Source organism: Erwinia sp. PsM31 (assembly GCF_030433775.1).
GTDB classification, from domain to species: domain Bacteria; phylum Pseudomonadota; class Gammaproteobacteria; order Enterobacterales; family Enterobacteriaceae; genus Erwinia; species Erwinia aeris.
In genome coordinates, this window is sequence record NZ_JARUWZ010000005.1 from 176034 (window position 1) to 192016 (window position 15983).

The following is a 15983-nucleotide window of genomic DNA, read 5'->3' on the forward strand; positions in this document are numbered from 1 at the left end:
GCTGATATTTCTAAGCTGCCTGCACGGCAGTGAACGACGCAGGTAAAGCGTCGGCAAGAAAAAGAAATTTCTAAGCTGCCTGCACGGCAGTGAACGAAGAACATCATGCTAAGAAATTTGACGTTACATTTCTAAGCTGCCTGTACGGCAGTGAACCGAAACCGGCGCGGGTGACGCTGAACGTGCTGTTTCTAAGCTGCCTGTACGCAGTGAACGCACCGGCATTCGTAACCGGGTATGTGTCATCTTTCTAAGCTGCCTGTACGGCAGTGAACATAAATCCGGCGGCACGGCCAAGATTCAGTTCTTTTCTAAGCTGCCTGTACGGCAGTGAACACGGGGACTTCCTTTGCTTGCGGCTCCGCTTTTTTCTAAGCTGCCTGTACGGCAGTGAACTGCAAATTTACGGGATGGCAAAGTTCGCTCGGTTTCTAAGCTGCCTGTACGGCAGTGAACTTCAAATGGTTACCGCAGTTGCTACCGCGTCATTTCTAAGCTGCCTGTACGGCAGTGAACAATTTATTACGTGATGCCGGGCGCAAAGCGCTTTTCTAAGCTGCCTGTACGGCAGTGAACTTATGCGCGTTGTCCTCGCTCATCGCTAGTTCTTTCTAAGCTGCCTGTACGGCAGTGAACTACGGGGTTTGCAATACCGGCTAACACGAACCCTTTCTAAGCTGCCTGTACGGCAGTGAACACGTAATAGCCCCTTTATTAAGACGCAGAAATTTTCTAAGCTGCCTGTACGGCAGTGAACCTGCGCGAACTCATTGCCCATAAACAGCAGCTTTTCTAAGCTGCCTGTACGGCAGTGAACGTAGCCGCGCGGCCACGTTTTCGGCTTCTTCATTTCTAAGCTGCCTGTACGGCAGTGAACTTCTACAGCGCATCAAGCTGGGCGAGTGGGTATTTCTAAGCTGCCTGTACGGCAGTGAACTGTATTGTTGCCAGGTGATTTAGCATCGTAGCTTTCTAAGCTGCCTGTACGGCAGTGAACTAATGGCATCAGTCATCAATGCCACGTTTGCATTTCTAAGCTGCCTGTACGGCAGTGAACAAGCTGGACGGGAAAATCGTTCTTGAAGCCAATTTCTAAGCTGCCTGTACGGCAGTGAACAATTGTGATAACGTAGCGCCAGATCCCATCTGTTTCTAAGCTGCCTGTACGGCAGTGAACTGATTGCGACACAACATAACGCACTTATGTTAAAAGAATTTTGACCAAAACCCGATAAAACCCCTCTTTTTCACCCATTACTTAATCTCCTTATAAAACAGTCCGTTGAAATACCCCTCAAAAAAAGGGTTTCAGCGCCCTGCTTTAAACTCATCCGCGGCCTGCTACCCACTTTCGTGGCAAAAAACGCAGTTATAATCGGATAACCCTGCACACTATAAGTCTTGCATTTTTCATCAAAGGAATGGCGCTGCGCTGTTTTATTGAGTATTTGCAGGCGTTTAATCAGAAAAATGACGCGGAAATGAGATAAAAAAACGGCCCCTTTCGGAGCCGCTTCGAATGCTTTTAGCGCTTACTTCTTCTTCGCTTTCGCATTTGGCAGATCGGTGATGCTGCCTTCAAAGATTTCCGCCGCCAGGCCTACCGACTCGTGCAGCGTCGGGTGAGCATGGATAGTCAGCGCGATATCTTCGGCGTCGCAGCCCATTTCGATAGCCAGACCGATTTCGCCCAGCAGCTCGCCGCCGTTGGTGCCGACAACGGCCCCGCCGATCACGCGATGCGTCTCTTTATCAAAAATCAGCTTGGTCATGCCGTCTGCGCAGTCGGAAGCGATAGCACGGCCTGATGCCGCCCACGGGAAGGTCGCCGTCTCGTAGCTGATGCCCTTCTCTTTCGCTTCTTTCTCGGTCAGGCCAACCCAGGCAACTTCCGGCTCGGTATAGGCGATAGATGGGATCACTTTTGGATCGAAGTAGTGCTTCTTGCCGGAGATCACTTCCGCCGCTACGTGGCCTTCGTGCACGCCTTTATGCGCCAGCATTGGCTGACCAACGATGTCGCCGATAGCGAAAATGTGCGGCACGTTGGTACGCATCTGCTTATCGACACGGATAAAGCCGCGATCGTCCACTTCCACGCCCGCTTTACCGGCATCCAGACCTTTACCGTTCGGCACGCGGCCAATCGCCACCAGCACCGCGTCGTAACGCTGTGGTTCAGCAGGCGCTTTTTTGCCTTCCATCGTGACGTAGATACCATCTTCTTTGGCTTCTACCGCGGTCACTTTGGTTTCCAGCATCAGGTTGAACTGCTTCTCGATGCGCCTGGTGAAGACTTTCACCACGTCTTTATCGGCCGCAGGGATCACCTGATCGAACATCTCAACCACGTCAATCTGAGAACCCAGCGCGTGATAAACGGTACCCATTTCCAGGCCGATGATGCCGCCGCCCATGACCAGCATACGCTCAGGCACTTCTTTCAGCTCCAGCGCGGCGGTGGAATCCCACACTCGTGGATCTTCATGCGGAATAAACGGCAGCTGAATAGGACGAGAACCGGCAGCGATAATCGCGTTATCGAAGTTGATAGTGGTGCCGCCGTTTTCGCCGTCAACGAACATAGTGTTCGCGCCGGTGAACTTAGCTTCGCCGGTGACCACTTTCACTTTACGGCCTTTCGCCATACCGGCCAGACCGCCGGTCAGCTGGTTAATGACCTTCTCTTTCCAGGTACGGATTTTGTTGATGTCGGTTTGCGGCTTGCCGAACACCACGCCGTGTTCTTCCAGCGCTTTGGCTTCTTCAATGACTTTCGCCACGTGCAGCAGCGCTTTGGAAGGAATACAGCCCACGTTCAGGCAAACGCCGCCCAGGGTGCTGTAACGCTCAACAATCACGGTCTCCAGACCTAAATCAGCAGCGCGAAATGCCGCAGAGTAACCTGCCGGACCTGCCCCAAGTACCACGACCTGAGTTTTAATTTCTGTACTCATCATGACCTCTTAGTTAACTGGCGGATATCCATCCACCGGTTCGTATTCAGGGCAAGAGTTTACAGAATTGTTAACAGAGTGCAAACAACCTGCCCCAAACCATCACAACTTGTCGACTAAAACAGCGAGAGTCGGCTATAAGAAGGCCGGCATAAGCCGGCCAGAGTACTTTTACATCACCAGTCGGCGAATATCGGCTAACAGATTGCCGACGATGGTGATAAAGCGGGCACCGTCAGCCCCGTCGATAACGCGGTGGTCGAAGGAAAGAGAGATTGGCATCATCAGACGCGGCACAAACTCTTTACCGTTCCAGACCGGCTCCATCGCGGATTTAGAGACGCCCAGGATAGCTACTTCCGGCGCGTTGACGATCGGCGCAAAGTGCGTGGTGCCAAGACCGCCAAGGCTGGAGATAGTGAAGCAGCCGCCCTGCATGTCGCTGGCCGTCAGCTTGCCGTCGCGCGCTTTTTTCGAGGTTGCCATCAGCTCGCGGGAAAGCTCGGTGATGCCTTTTTTATTCACGTCCTTAAAGACCGGAACCACCAGGCCGTTAGGCGTATCGACCGCCACGCCGATGTTGATATATTTTTTCAACGTCAGCTTCTGCGCGTCTTCAGAAAGCGAGCTGTTAAAGCGCGGCATCTGCTCCAGCGCGGCGGCAACGGCTTTCATAATGAACACAACCGGCGTGTATTTCACGTCCAGCTTGCGCTTCTCGGCTTCGGCGTTCTGCTGTTTACGGAACGCTTCCAGATCGGTGATATCGGTTTTGTCGAAGTGCGTAACGTGCGGGATCATCACCCAGTTACGGCTCAGGTTCGCGCCAGAGATTTTCTGGATGCGGCCCAGCTCGACTTCTTCGATTTCGCCGAACTTGCTGAAGTCCACTTTCGGCCACGGCAGCATGCCTGGCAGACCACCGCCGCTGGCGGCAGCCGCTGGCGCGGTCTCGGCGCGTTTCACCGCGTCTTTCACGTACGCCTGCACGTCTTCTTTCAGAATACGGCCTTTACGTCCCGTACCTTTTACCTTCGCCAGGTTAACGCCGAACTCGCGCGCCAGACGACGGATAACCGGCGTGGCGTGGACGTAGGCGTCGTTCTCGGAGAAGTCGCCTTTTGCTTCCGCTTTCGCCGGAGCCGGTGCCGTAGCAGGCGCCGCTTTGGCTTCCTGCGGAGCCGGAGCCGCTTCCTGTTTCGCTGCCGGAGCAGGCGCCGCGCCTGCCACTTCAAAGATCATAATCAGCGAGCCGGTGCTGACTTTGTCACCGGTCGCGATTTTGATCTCTTTTACCGTGCCGGCAAACGGCGCAGGCACTTCCATCGAGGCCTTGTCGCCTTCGACGGTGATCAGTGACTGCTCGGCTTCGACTTTGTCGCCAACCTTAACCATCACCTCGGTGACTTCAACTTCGTCGCCGCCGATGTCCGGCACCTGCACTTCTTTCGCGCCGCTGGTCGCCGCAGGCGCCGCTGCCGCTTCTTCTTTCATTGCTGGCTTCGGCGCTTCGGCCGGTGCTGCGCCTTCCGCTTCGAAGATCATAATCAGCGAGCCGGTGCTGACTTTGTCGCCGGTCGCGATTTTGATCTCTTTTACCGTGCCGGCAAACGGCGCAGGCACTTCCATTGAGGCCTTGTCGCCTTCGACGGTAATCAGCGACTGCTCGGCTTCGACTTTATCGCCAACCTTGACCAGGATCTCGGTGACTTCAACTTCATCACCGCCGATGTCCGGTACGTTGACGTCTTTGCTTTCCGCTTTGGCAGCCGGCGCCGCTTCTTTCTTCTCTTCTTTTGCTTCCGCTTTGGCTGGCGCTGGCGCAGCCGCGTCGGCAGATTCAAAGATCATAATCAGCGAGCCGGTTTCCACTTTGTCGCCGGTAGAAATTTTAATTTCTTTGACCACGCCCGCTTCTGGCGAAGGCACTTCCATTGAGGCTTTGTCGCCTTCAACGACGATCAGCGACTGCTCTGCTTCCACTTTGTCGCCGACCTTGACCAGGATCTCGGTGACTTCCACTTCGTCGGAACCGATGTCCGGTACTTTAATTTCGATAGCCATTACTCTTTACCTCTTATGCCAGACGCGGGTTGACTTTATCGGCATCGATATTGAATTTGGTGATGGCTTCCGCCACCACTTTCTTATCGATCTCGCCGCGTTTAGCCAGTTCGCCCAGCGCTGCAACCACCACGTAAGACGCGTCCACTTCGAAGTGGTGACGCAGATTTTCGCGGCTGTCGGAACGACCGAAACCATCCGTGCCCAGCACGCGATAGTCGCTGGCTGGAATATAGGTACGGATCTGCTCGGCGAACAGTTTCATATAGTCGGTTGAAGCCACGGCCGGTGCGTCGTGCATGATCTGCGCAACGTAAGGCACGCGAGGCGCTTCAGTTGGGTGCAGCATGTTCCAGCGCTCGCAGTCCTGACCGTCACGAGCCAGTTCGGTGAAGGAGGTCACGCTGTAAACATCGGAGCCAACGCCGTAGTCTTTCGCCAGGATCTGTGCCGCTTCACGAACGTGACGCAGGATAGAGCCTGAACCCAACAGCTGGACTTTACCTTTGCTGCCTTCTACCGTTTCCAGCTTGTAGATACCTTTACGGATACCTTCTTCTGCGCCCTGCGGCATCGCCGGCATGTGGTAGTTTTCGTTCAGCGTGGTGATGTAGTAGTAGATGTTTTCCTGCGCTTCGCCGTACATACGCACCAGACCGTCATGCATGATAACGGCGACTTCGTAAGCGTAAGCCGGATCGTAAGAGATGCAGTTAGGGATAGTCAGCGACTGAATGTGGCTGTGACCATCTTCATGCTGCAAGCCTTCGCCATTCAGCGTGGTACGACCGGAGGTGCCGCCAACCAGGAAGCCGCGCGCCTGCTGGTCGCCCGCCGCCCAGCACAGATCGCCGATACGCTGGAAGCCAAACATCGAGTAGTAGATGTAGAACGGGATCATCGGCAGGTTGTTGGTGCTGTAGGACGTTGCCGCCGCCAGCCAGGATGCGCCTGCGCCCAGTTCGTTGATGCCTTCCTGCAGGATCTGACCTTTCTCATCTTCTTTGTAGTAGGCAACCTGCTCACGGTCCTGCGGCGTGTACTGCTGGCCGTTCGGGCTGTAGATGCCGATCTGACGGAACAGGCCTTCCATACCAAAGGTACGCGCTTCGTCGGCGATGATCGGCACCAGACGATCTTTGATCGACTTGTTCTTCAGCATCACGTTCAGGGCACGCACAAAGGCGATCGTGGTGGAAATCTCTTTGTTCTGCTCATCCAGCAGCTGACGGAAGTCTTCCAGCGCAGGCATCTCCAGCTTCTCGCTGAAGTTAGGCTGACGCGTCGGCAGATAGCCGCCCAGCTTCTCGCGCTGGCCATGCAGATATTTGTACTCTTCCGACTCTTTGTCGAAGGTGACGTACGGCAGGCTTTCGATTTTGTCATCTTCTACCGGCACGTTGAAACGATCGCGGATGTAGCGTACGCCATCCATGTTCATTTTCTTCACCTGGTGAGCGATGTTCTTGCCTTCTGCCGTGTCGCCCATACCATAGCCTTTAATGGTATGCGCCAGGATCACCACAGGTTTGCCTTTGGTGTCCTGCGCTTTTTTCAGCGCCGCGTAGATTTTCTTCGGATCGTGGCCGCCACGGTTCAGCGCCCAAATCTCGTCGTCGGTCATATCTTTGACCAGCTCGGCGGTCTCCGGATATTTACCGAAGAAGTGCTCGCGCACGTAGGCGCCATCGCGGGATTTAAAGGTCTGATAGTCGCCGTCAACGGTTTCATTCATCAGCTGGATCAGCTTGCCGCTGGTATCTTTGCGCAGCAGCTCGTCCCAGCGTCCGCCCCAGATAACCTTGATCACTTCCCAGCCTGCGCCGCCAAAGATGCCGCTCAGCTCGTTGATGATTTTGCCGTTGCCGGTTACCGGGCCGTCCAGGCGCTGCAGGTTACAGTTGATGATGAACACCAGGTTATCCAGCTTCTCGCGGGTGGCGATGGTGATCGCGCCTTTGGATTCCGGCTCGTCCATCTCGCCATCGCCCAGGAAGGCGTAAACGGTCTGCTGTGAGGTATCTTTCAGGCCACGGTGCTCAAGATACTTGAGGAATTTCGCCTGGTAGATGGCGCCGATTGGGCCAAGACCCATCGAAACGGTCGGGAACTGCCAGAAATCCGGCATCAGTTTTGGATGCGGATAAGAAGAGAGGCCTTTGCCGTGCACTTCCTGACGGAAGTTGTTCATCTGCTCTTCGGTCAGGCGGCCTTCCAGGAAAGCACGCGCGTAGACGCCCGGCGAAATGTGGCCCTGGAAGTACACCAGGTCGCCACCGTCTTTTTCGCTGCGCGCGCGGAAGAAGTGGTTAAAGCACACTTCATAAATGGTCGCCGAGGACTGGAAGGAAGACATATGGCCGCCCAGCTCCAGATCTTTCTTCGATGCACGCAGAACGGTCATGATGGCGTTCCAGCGGATGGCGGAACGGATACGACGTTCCAGCGAGGTATTACCCGGATAGTCAGGTTCGTCCTCAACGGCGATAGAGTTAATGTAGCTGCCGGCCCCAGTGCCCGCCGCTACCTTTACGCCGCCTTTGCGTGCTTCGCTCAATACCTGATCGATCAGGAACTGCGCGCGCTCCACGCCCTCTTCACGGATGACCGATTCGATCGCCTGTAGCCAGTCGCGAGTTTCAATCGGATCCACGTCATTGTGTAAACGTTCTGACATGGGGGTATTCCTTATCTGTGTCTAATACGTTGAATTGTCTGGAGCCTGTCTCTCTGTCCTCTGGCTCAGTGCAAAACACAGAGAGACAGGCCCTTCGTGGTTGTCGCGTTATGATTACGCGTTAATCCTTACGCTGCTGTAATCGGCGCAGGGAGCGCTCTCTTCGGCTCTGTTCCCGGCTTCTGTCCAGCAATATTTCCTCGATAAACGCCAGATGGCGGTGTGAGGCCTCGCGTGCCTTTTCGGGTTCGCGCGCCACAATCGCCTCGAAAATACTGGCGCGGTGACCGCTCACTTTTGCCAGCATTTCGCGGCGCGAGTAGAGCAATTCAAAATTCTGTCGGACGTTCTGTTGCAGCATCGGCCCCATTGAGCGTAGCAAATGCAGCAGCACCACATTATGCGCCGCCTCTGTGACAGCTATCTGATACTGCATGACCGCGTTGGCTTCGGCATCAAGGTCGCCGCTCTCCTGCGCGGTCTGGATTTGCAGATGGCAATCCCGGATACGTGCCAGATCTTCTTCCGTTCCTCGTAGCGCCGCATAGTAGGCCGCTATCCCTTCCAGCGCGTGGCGCGTTTCCAGCAGATCGAACTGCGATTCAGGGTGATCGGCCAGCAGTTCCACCAGCGGATCGCTCAGGCTTTGCCAGAGGTTAGTCTTTACAAAAGTGCCACCGCCCTGACGGCGCAGCAGCAGGCCTTTTGCTTCCAGACGCTGGATAGCTTCACGCAAAGAGGGACGGGAGACGTCGAACTGTTTAGCCAGCTCGCGTTCAGGGAGGAGCTTTTCACCGGGACGCAGCGTCCCTTCCATAATCAAGGACTCAAGCTGCTGCTCGATAGCATCGGATAGCTTTGGTTGGCGGATTTTGCTGTAGGCCATCATCCCTTCTTCGTGCCGTTTGCCCGAGTAAATTGGTCATACCAATTGCAAAAAGGAGCCCGTAAAGTAACAAAGTATTCACCTGATGTCTATATGGCAACGGCGCAAAACCAGACGCATGTCTCGTTTTACGGGCGCGAATTAACGCCTTATAACAGGTTAAACGCGTCAGAAAGAATGTTAAAAAAATTAACTTTTCTGAAGGAGACCAGGCAGTTAATGGCGCCCGATTAACGGCGTCATAAGTAAAATCGATTCGTCTTCAGGCATCCTTTATGACAAAAACAAACGTTGCCGAAACCTGTTTTTTTTGCAGCCGTCCCGGCTTAAACAGAAAGCGAGTGCATTACCCGGCGCTTATCATTATTCTTATCGCGAAAGTAGAGGCAGCCCCGCTTTTGCGGGGTTTCTTATGTAAACATTTAAGTACATCTATCGTAATAAAATGATGACAAAGGCTCGCCCTTAGTACAATAACGAGACCAAGAGGATCACTATGGAACAACAGCAGGGCGATATGCTGAAGCGCGGCCTGAAAAACCGCCATATTCAGCTAATTGCATTAGGCGGCGCCGTCGGCACCGGCCTTTTTCTGGGGATCGCACAAACCATTAAAATGGCGGGCCCGTCCGTCTTACTGGGCTACGCCATCGGCGGCTTTATTGCCTTTTTAATTATGCGCCAGCTGGGCGAAATGATCGTGGAAGAGCCGGTTGCCGGTTCTTTCAGCCATTTTGCCTATAAATACTGGGGCAACTTTGCCGGTTTCGCTTCCGGCTGGAACTACTGGGTGCTCTATATCCTGGTCGCGATGGCGGAACTGACCGCCGTCGGCCAGTATATTCAGGTCTGGTGGCCCGCGTTTCCTTCCTGGGCCGCCGCCGCCATCTTCTTTGTGCTGATTAACGCTATCAACCTGACCAGCGTAAAAATCTTTGGCGAAATGGAGTTCTGGCTGGCGATTGTGAAAGTGGTCGCCGTGGTGGCGATGATTGTGTTCGGCTGCTGGCTGCTGTTCAGCGGTCATGGCGGCCCGGATGCGAAGATCAGCAATATCTGGGCGATCGGCGGCTTTTTCCCGCACGGCGTGGGCGGACTGGTGATGGCGATGGCGATCATTATGTTCTCTTTCGGCGGCCTGGAGCTGGTAGGCATCACGGCGGCCGAAGCGGATGACCCGCAAAAAAGCATTCCGCAGGCCACCAACCAGGTGATCTGGCGTATCCTGATCTTTTATGTCGGCTCGATTATCGTGCTGCTTTCGCTTTATCCCTGGACAAAAGTTACCGCCAACAGCAGCCCGTTTGTGATGATTTTCCACGACCTGGGCGAAAGCCTGGCGGCGAACGTGCTGAACCTGGTGTTTTTAACGGCGGCGCTCTCCGTTTATAACAGCTGCGTCTATTCCAACAGCCGGATGCTTTACGGCCTGGCCCGTCAGGGCAACGGCCCAAAGGCGCTGCTGAAGGTTGACCGTCGCGGCGTGCCTTACGTGGCGCTGGCGCTCTCAGCCGCTACCACGGCGATTTGCGTGCTGGTGAACTATCTGATGCCGGGCGAGGCGCTGGGCCTGTTTATGGCGCTGGTGGTCTCCGCGCTGGTGATCAACTGGGCGATGATCAGCTACGCCCATCTGAAGTTCCGCCAGGCGAAAGCGCGCGAAGGCGTGCAGACTCGCTTCAAGGCGCTGCTCTATCCCGCCGGCAACTGGATTTGCCTGCTGTTTATGATCGGCATTCTGGTCATTATGGCGATGACGCCGGGCATGGCGATTTCCGTATGGCTTATTCCGCCGTGGATTATCGTGCTGGCCATTGGCTACGCGGTAAAAAACCGGCTGCAAAAAGCCTGATGACCCGGGGCGCTTCGGCGCCCTTTTTACTGCGCGCTAATCCTCCAGCCTGCCTTACCTTTTATGGCCCTCACCGCGCGAATTGCCAGCTTACTCACACTTTTCCGGTTACAGCCGTTTTGTCCATCTCTGCAACCTTTTGCGCCAGCGCAAGACGCTATTAAGCCAGTGATAATCTCTGCTTCATCCTGTGGGAGAGATTATCCATGAAGAGCGCGGCGCTTTCGGTAAAAGAGAAGATTGGCTATGGCATGGGAGACGCGGGCTGCAATATGATCGGCGGCGCGATCATGCTTTTCCTTAACTATTTTTATACGGATGTCTTTGGCCTTGCGCCCGCGCTGGTCGGCGTCCTGCTGCTTTCCGTGCGCGTGCTGGATGCGATTACCGATCCCATTATGGGCGCGCTGGCCGACAGAACGCAGAGCCGCTGGGGACGTTTTCGCCCCTGGCTGCTATGGATTTCCCTGCCCTATGTGCTGTTCAGCGTGCTGATGTTTACCACGCCGGACTGGAGCTATGACAATAAGGTTATCTACGCGTTTGCCACCTACTTTCTGATGTCGTTAACCTATACCGCTATCAATATTCCTTACTGCTCGCTTGGCGGCGTGATTACCAACGATCCCGGCGAACGCGTCTCCTGCCAGTCTTACCGCTTTGTAATGGTCGGCATCGCCACGCTGATCCTGTCGCTCTCCCTGCTGCCGATGGCGGAATGGTTTGGCGGCGACGACAAAGCGCGCGGCTACCAGATGGCGATGAGCGTGCTGGCCTTTATCGGCCTCTGCATGTTCCTTTTTTGCTTCGCCACGGTGCGTGAACGCATTCATCCTGCCGTACCGAGCAACAGCGATCTGAAATCCGATTTACGGGACGTGTGGAAAAACGACCAGTGGGTGCGCATCCTGCTGCTGACCTTTTGTAACGTCTGTCCCGGCTTTATCCGCATGGCGGCCACCATGTACTACGTCACCTGGGTCATGGGGCAAACGACCCATTTCGCCACGCTGTTTATCAGCCTGGGCGTAATAGGCATGATGCTGGGCAGCACGTTGGCCAAAGTGTTGACCGATCGCTGGTGCAAACTGAAAGTCTTCTTCTGGACCAATATCGTGCTGGCGCTATTCTCCTGCGGCTTCTATTTCCTGGATCCGCACGCTACGGTACTGATTGTGGTGATGTACTTCCTGCTGAATATTCTGCATCAGATCCCTTCGCCGCTGCACTGGTCGCTGATGGCGGACGTGGACGATTACGGCGAGTGGAAAACCGGCAAGCGCATTACCGGCATCAGCTTTTCAGGCAATCTGTTTTTCCTCAAGGTTGGCCTGGCCGTAGCGGGCGCGATGGTTGGCTTCCTGCTCTCTTTTTACGGCTACGACGCGGGCGCGAAAGCCCAGTCGCCGCTGGCCGTCAACGGCATCACGCTGCTGTTTACCATTATTCCGGGCGTCGGTTATCTGATTACCGCTGGCGTGGTCAGGCTGCTGAAGGTTGACCGACCAACGATGCAAAAAATCCAGCTGGATTTGGAACAGCGTCGCCATAATTTCCGCGAACTCAACGATTATCATCACGGCAAAGCGCCGGTTAAACCAGAAGGAACAGGAGCATGAGCAGTCACTGGCCCGTCCCCCTTATTGCACAGCGCGCCGATCCCTTTATTCTGCGCCATCGGCAGCATTACTATTTTATCGCCTCCGTACCTGAATACGATCGGCTTGAGCTGCGCCGCGCCGCGACCTTAGCCGATCTGGCGGCAGCCGAAGCCGTCGTGGTCTGGAAAAAACACGCCAGCGGCGAAATGAGCGAGCTGATTTGGGCGCCTGAACTGCATCTTATTGATAACGTCTGGGTCATCTATTTTGCCGCCGCGCCGTCCAGAGAAATCAAAGATGGGCTGTTCCAGCACCGCATGTTCGCTATCGCCTGTCATGACGACGATCCGCTTACCGGCGCCTGGCATGAATGCGGTCAGGTCATGACGCCCATCGACAGTTTTGCGCTGGACGCGACCCACTTCGTGCATCAGGACAGAAACTGGTATCTGTGGGCGCAAAAAGATCCGGCGATCCCCGGCAACTCCAATCTCTATCTGGCCGAACTGGAAACGCCGTGGTCGCTGAAAAGCGCGCCGGTGATGCTGAGTCGGCCTGAGTTCGACTGGGAATGCGTGGGCTTCAGCGTCAACGAAGGGCCTGCGGTTATTCGTCACGGCAACCGCCTGTTCGTCAGCTATTCGGCCAGCGCGACGGATGAAAACTACTGTATGGGCCTGCTGTGGATCGACGTTGCTGCCGATCCGATGAAAGCGGAAAACTGGCAAAAATCCCCTCAGCCGGTCTTTAAAACCAGTTGGGAAAACCGCCAGTTCGGGCCGGGGCATAACAGCTTTACGGTAACGGAACAGGGCGAGGACGTACTGGTTTATCATGCGAGAGACTACACGGAAATCGAAGGCGATCCGCTTTACGATCCCAACCGGCACACCTGCATTAAAACCTTTACCTGGGATAGCGACGGCATGCCGGTCTTTGGCGAACCGCCGGCGGCCGTGGATTAACAAAGCCGTTAATTTGATGCCGGGCAGGCGAGTTTATTGGCGCTGCGATCGGCAACCTGACGACTATCCCGGTTATTTCCACTTTGGTATCCAAAGCAACCGGCTATATTGGAAAACGGATCGGTAGCTGGATTGGCAGCAGCGTGGGTAATCTTATCGAGGGAGGGTTTGGCACCAACGACAGCGCGGCTGCCTGAGCAATAACCTGACAGCCAATAATCCGGCCTGCGGGCCGGATTATTCCTGCTATACCAGCGCGCCGTAAATAGTCAGCAGCGCCACCACTACCACGATCACCAGCGACACTTTCTTGGCCAGCGCAACGGCAATTCGCGGCGTTTGCACCTTGTCCGTATGCAGATCGCGCGCCAGCGAAAACTGCGCCAGTCGGGTCAGCACCTGATATTGCGAGGTATGCCGGTCGCCCAATGAAGCAAACCAGGCCGGCAGCGCGCGTTCGCCATGTCCCAATAAGGCATAGGCAACTCCCGCCAGTCTTACCGGGATCCAGTCAACGCAGTGCAGAATAGCATCCACGCCGGATTGCGACCGTTCCAGTGGCGTATAACGACGCGCCAGCCAGCTCTGCCACGCGCGCAGAAAAGCATATCCCACCAGCAGAACCGGTCCCCATGGGCCGCCCACGACAAACCAGAACAGCGGTGCCAGATAAAAGCGGTAGTTAATCCACAGCAGCGCATTTTGCAGTTCGCAGAGATATTCGCGCTCGTTACACTCCATCGGCAGGCCGTGGATCAGCGTCAGCTCTTCTGCCATGGCGCTGTGCGCGTCCGTATCGTTATGGCTGGCCGCTTTCAGATAGGCATGATAATGCAGCCTTACCGACCCCGCACCGATGCACAACAGCCCAACGGCAATCCAGAACAGCAGCTGTAAAACGCCGAAAAAAAGGCCCTTCAGCGCCAGTAAACAGAGTGCGACCACCGCCATCGCCGCCAGCGTCATCGCCAGCGTGCGCAGCAGCGAAAAGCGCCGCTGACGACGGAACAACCGGGCCAGATGGTGATCCAACTGCCAGTGCTCGCCCATTTTAAACAAGCGTTCCCAACCCAGAACCAATAACAAACTAAAAAGCGTCATGCCTGTTACTCCTGCTGTACAGCGGAGGGATCGTGCTCCAGCCCGCTCCGAAATCTTTCCCAGTCAAACGCCGGTCCGGGATCGGTTTTTCTTTCCGGCGCGATATCACTATGCCCGGTAATATTTTCGACTATTTGCGGATAGTGCTTTGCCAGTAAACGGGTCACCGCCTGCAAAGCCTGGTATTGCGCATCGGTATAGGGCAGCACATCGGTGCCTTCCAGCTCAATGCCAACAGAAAAATCATTGCAGGCCTCCCGTCCCTGATAGCAGGAAACGCCCGCGTGCCAGGCGCGTAAATCAAAAGGCACGTACTGGATGATTTCGCCATCGCGACGGATCAGGCAATGCGCGGAAACCCGCAGATGCGCGATATCCGCAAAGTAAGGATGGGCCCCGGCATCCAGCTGGCCGGTAAATAGCGCATCGATCCACGGGCCGCCGAACTCGCCCGGCGGCAGGCTGATATTATGAATAACCAGAAGCGTGGGCGTTTCGTTTTGCGGGCGCTGATTAAAATGCGGCGACGGCACCCGCTTCACGCCGGTCAGCCAGCCTGACTGCAACTGCATGGCCTGCTCTCCTTTTCTATAGATAACATCAGAGTAACATGAATCCCTGACGCGGGAAGCCCCGCCGCCGCAGAAACAGCTCGGGGGAAGTTTCGTCGCTTTTTGCCCTGTCAGGCGGCAAAAAATCGGCCGCTCTGGCGCAGTAACCGACTCGCCAGCCGCAGGTAAAAAAGCTAGCATGGTTCTCTCTTCAATCCGCCCTTTTGGAGTTTGACCATGACAACCCGTCGCTACGATGCGGACAGCCGTCGTGCTGCGCTGCTGGAACGTATTAAGGATGATATTCCTCCTGCCGTCGCCCTGGCGCTGCGAGAAGACCTGGGCGGCGAGATCGACGCCAGCCGGGATATTACCGCCAGCCTGCTACCAGAAGATGCCCGCTCTCATGCCGTAGTGATCACCCGCGAACCAGGGATTTTTTGCGGGAAACGCTGGGTCGAAGAAGTTTTTATCCAGCTTGGTAATAAGACGCAGATGATTTGGCACGTGGAGGATGGTGACGCGATCGTCGCCAACCAGCCGCTGTTTGAAGTAATCGGCCCTTCCTCGCTGATACTGACAGCCGAACGCACCGCGCTGAATTTTGTCCAGACGTTATCCGGCGTGGCAACCGAGGTCAGCCGCTATGTGGCTATGCTTGAAGGCACTAAAACGCAGCTGCTGGATACGAGAAAAACGCTGCCGGGACTGCGCACCGCGCTGAAGTATGCCGTGCTGTGCGGCGGCGGCGCTAACCACCGACTGGGCCTTTCCGACGCTTTCCTGATCAAGGAAAACCATATTATCGCCACCGGTTCAGTACGCCAGGCCGTGGAAAAGGCGTTTTGGCTGCATCCGGACGTGCCGGTGGAAGTTGAGGTTGAATCGCTGGACGAGCTTAGTCAGGCGATCGAGGCCGGGGCGGATATCATCATGCTGGATAACTTCAGCGTTGAGCAGATGCGGGAAGCGGTGCGCCTGACCAACGGCCGCGCGCTGCTGGAGGTTTCCGGCAACGTCACCGATGAGACGCTACGGACTTTCGCCGAAACGGGCGTGGATTACATCTCGGTCGGCGCGCTAACCAAGCACGTGCGGGCGTTGGATCTCTCCATGCGCTTTCGCCCCGCTGCCGCCCATTAATTTTACCTGTCATTTTAACGCCGTCTCCGGATGGCGTTTTCGCTCCCATCACTGAATTTTGCGAGCCGTCTTCCCGCCTTTTTGTCTGCTGATGTAATAGCGAAAGAATTCCTGCTGCCCTTCTTCGGAAACGTTTTTTTGCCGCTGGTTTGTGCTTTTTTTCAGCGGTACGTTGCTGACTCCTTA

General features: G+C 55.5%; 10 protein-coding genes and 2 CRISPR repeat arrays (1 of these 12 only partly in view). Of the genes, 4 read left to right on the plus strand and 6 right to left on the minus strand.

All coding sequences use genetic code 11. The features are described from left to right. Window positions 1-157: a CRISPR direct-repeat array (repeat unit 28 nt; unit sequence TTTCTAAGCTGCCTGTACGGCAGTGAAC) (it extends 413 nt beyond the left edge of the window). A gap of 90 nt (window positions 158-247) precedes the next feature. Next, a CRISPR array of direct repeats spans window positions 248-1177; the repeat unit is 28 nt; unit sequence TTTCTAAGCTGCCTGTACGGCAGTGAAC. Between the two features lie 355 nt (window positions 1178-1532). The 4 genes from lpdA to pdhR all read right to left on the minus strand — a co-directional run bounded on the left by lpdA (window position 1533) and on the right by pdhR (window position 8584). Continuing rightward, window positions 1533-2957, minus strand: a complete 1425-nt coding sequence (gene lpdA, locus QCD69_RS06460; protein ID WP_125289022.1) for a dihydrolipoyl dehydrogenase — start codon at window positions 2955-2957, stop codon at window positions 1533-1535. A gap of 171 nt (window positions 2958-3128) precedes the next feature. Next, window positions 3129-5021 (minus strand): pyruvate dehydrogenase complex dihydrolipoyllysine-residue acetyltransferase, encoded by a 1893-nt coding sequence (gene aceF / locus QCD69_RS06465; protein WP_301251440.1) that lies wholly within the window; start codon window positions 5019-5021, stop codon window positions 3129-3131. Window positions 5022-5034: 13 nt separating this feature from the next. Then, entirely contained in the window at window positions 5035-7698 is a 2664-nt protein-coding gene (gene aceE / locus QCD69_RS06470; protein ID WP_253455258.1) for a pyruvate dehydrogenase (acetyl-transferring), homodimeric type, read from the minus strand. Window positions 7699-7819: 121 nt separating this feature from the next. Continuing rightward, window positions 7820-8584, minus strand: a complete 765-nt coding sequence (pdhR, locus tag QCD69_RS06475; protein ID WP_253455259.1) for a pyruvate dehydrogenase complex transcriptional repressor PdhR — start codon at window positions 8582-8584, stop codon at window positions 7820-7822. A gap of 496 nt (window positions 8585-9080) precedes the next feature. On the opposite strand from pdhR, the gene QCD69_RS06480 reads away from it, so the two are divergent. The 3 genes from QCD69_RS06480 (at window position 9081) to QCD69_RS06490 (ending at window position 13002) form a co-directional block, all read left to right on the plus strand. Further along, on the plus strand, window positions 9081-10436 hold the full coding sequence (locus QCD69_RS06480; protein WP_253455260.1) for an amino acid permease: 1356 nt from the start codon (window positions 9081-9083) through the stop codon (window positions 10434-10436). Window positions 10437-10642: 206 nt separating this feature from the next. Then, entirely contained in the window at window positions 10643-12055 is a 1413-nt protein-coding gene (locus tag QCD69_RS06485; RefSeq protein ID WP_253455261.1) for a glycoside-pentoside-hexuronide (GPH):cation symporter, read from the plus strand. Then, entirely contained in the window at window positions 12052-13002 is a 951-nt protein-coding gene (locus tag QCD69_RS06490) for a glycoside hydrolase family 43 protein (RefSeq protein ID WP_301251441.1), read from the plus strand. Before QCD69_RS06485 ends, QCD69_RS06490 begins: the two co-directional genes overlap by 4 nt. A gap of 246 nt (window positions 13003-13248) precedes the next feature. Here QCD69_RS06490 and ampE read toward each other — a convergent pair whose 3' ends face one another. Together ampE and ampD are read right to left on the minus strand one after the other, a co-directional pair. Continuing rightward, window positions 13249-14103 carry a beta-lactamase regulator AmpE gene (gene ampE, locus QCD69_RS06495; protein WP_253455263.1) on the minus strand — a complete coding sequence of 285 codons (855 nt, stop codon included), beginning with the start codon at window positions 14101-14103 and terminating at the stop codon, window positions 13249-13251. Between the two features lie 5 nt (window positions 14104-14108). Further along, entirely contained in the window at window positions 14109-14675 is a 567-nt protein-coding gene (ampD, locus tag QCD69_RS06500; protein WP_253455264.1) for a 1,6-anhydro-N-acetylmuramyl-L-alanine amidase AmpD, read from the minus strand. Between the two features lie 216 nt (window positions 14676-14891). Between ampD and nadC the strand changes: the two genes are divergently transcribed. Continuing rightward, window positions 14892-15797 carry a carboxylating nicotinate-nucleotide diphosphorylase gene (gene nadC, locus QCD69_RS06505; RefSeq protein WP_301251442.1) on the plus strand — a complete coding sequence of 302 codons (906 nt, stop codon included), beginning with the start codon at window positions 14892-14894 and terminating at the stop codon, window positions 15795-15797. The last annotated feature ends 186 nt before the right edge of the window (window positions 15798-15983 follow it).

Bases quoted from the DNA above. Each gene is read 5' to 3' on its own strand.
- lpdA (WP_125289022.1), bottom strand. From the start codon at position 2,957: ATGAGTACAGAAATTAAAACTCAGGTCGTGGTACTTGGGGCAGGTCCG.
- aceF (WP_301251440.1), bottom strand. From the start codon at position 5,021: ATGGCTATCGAAATTAAAGTACCGGACATCGGTTCCGACGAAGTGGAA.
- aceE (WP_253455258.1), bottom strand. From the start codon at position 7,698: ATGTCAGAACGTTTACACAATGACGTGGATCCGATTGAAACTCGCGAC.
- pdhR (WP_253455259.1), bottom strand. From the start codon at position 8,584: ATGGCCTACAGCAAAATCCGCCAACCAAAGCTATCCGATGCTATCGAG.
- QCD69_RS06480 (WP_253455260.1), top strand. From the start codon at position 9,081: ATGGAACAACAGCAGGGCGATATGCTGAAGCGCGGCCTGAAAAACCGC.
- QCD69_RS06485 (WP_253455261.1), top strand. From the start codon at position 10,643: ATGAAGAGCGCGGCGCTTTCGGTAAAAGAGAAGATTGGCTATGGCATG.
- QCD69_RS06490 (WP_301251441.1), top strand. From the start codon at position 12,052: ATGAGCAGTCACTGGCCCGTCCCCCTTATTGCACAGCGCGCCGATCCC.
- ampE (WP_253455263.1), bottom strand. From the start codon at position 14,103: ATGACGCTTTTTAGTTTGTTATTGGTTCTGGGTTGGGAACGCTTGTTT.
- ampD (WP_253455264.1), bottom strand. From the start codon at position 14,675: ATGCAGTTGCAGTCAGGCTGGCTGACCGGCGTGAAGCGGGTGCCGTCG.
- nadC (WP_301251442.1), top strand. From the start codon at position 14,892: ATGACAACCCGTCGCTACGATGCGGACAGCCGTCGTGCTGCGCTGCTG.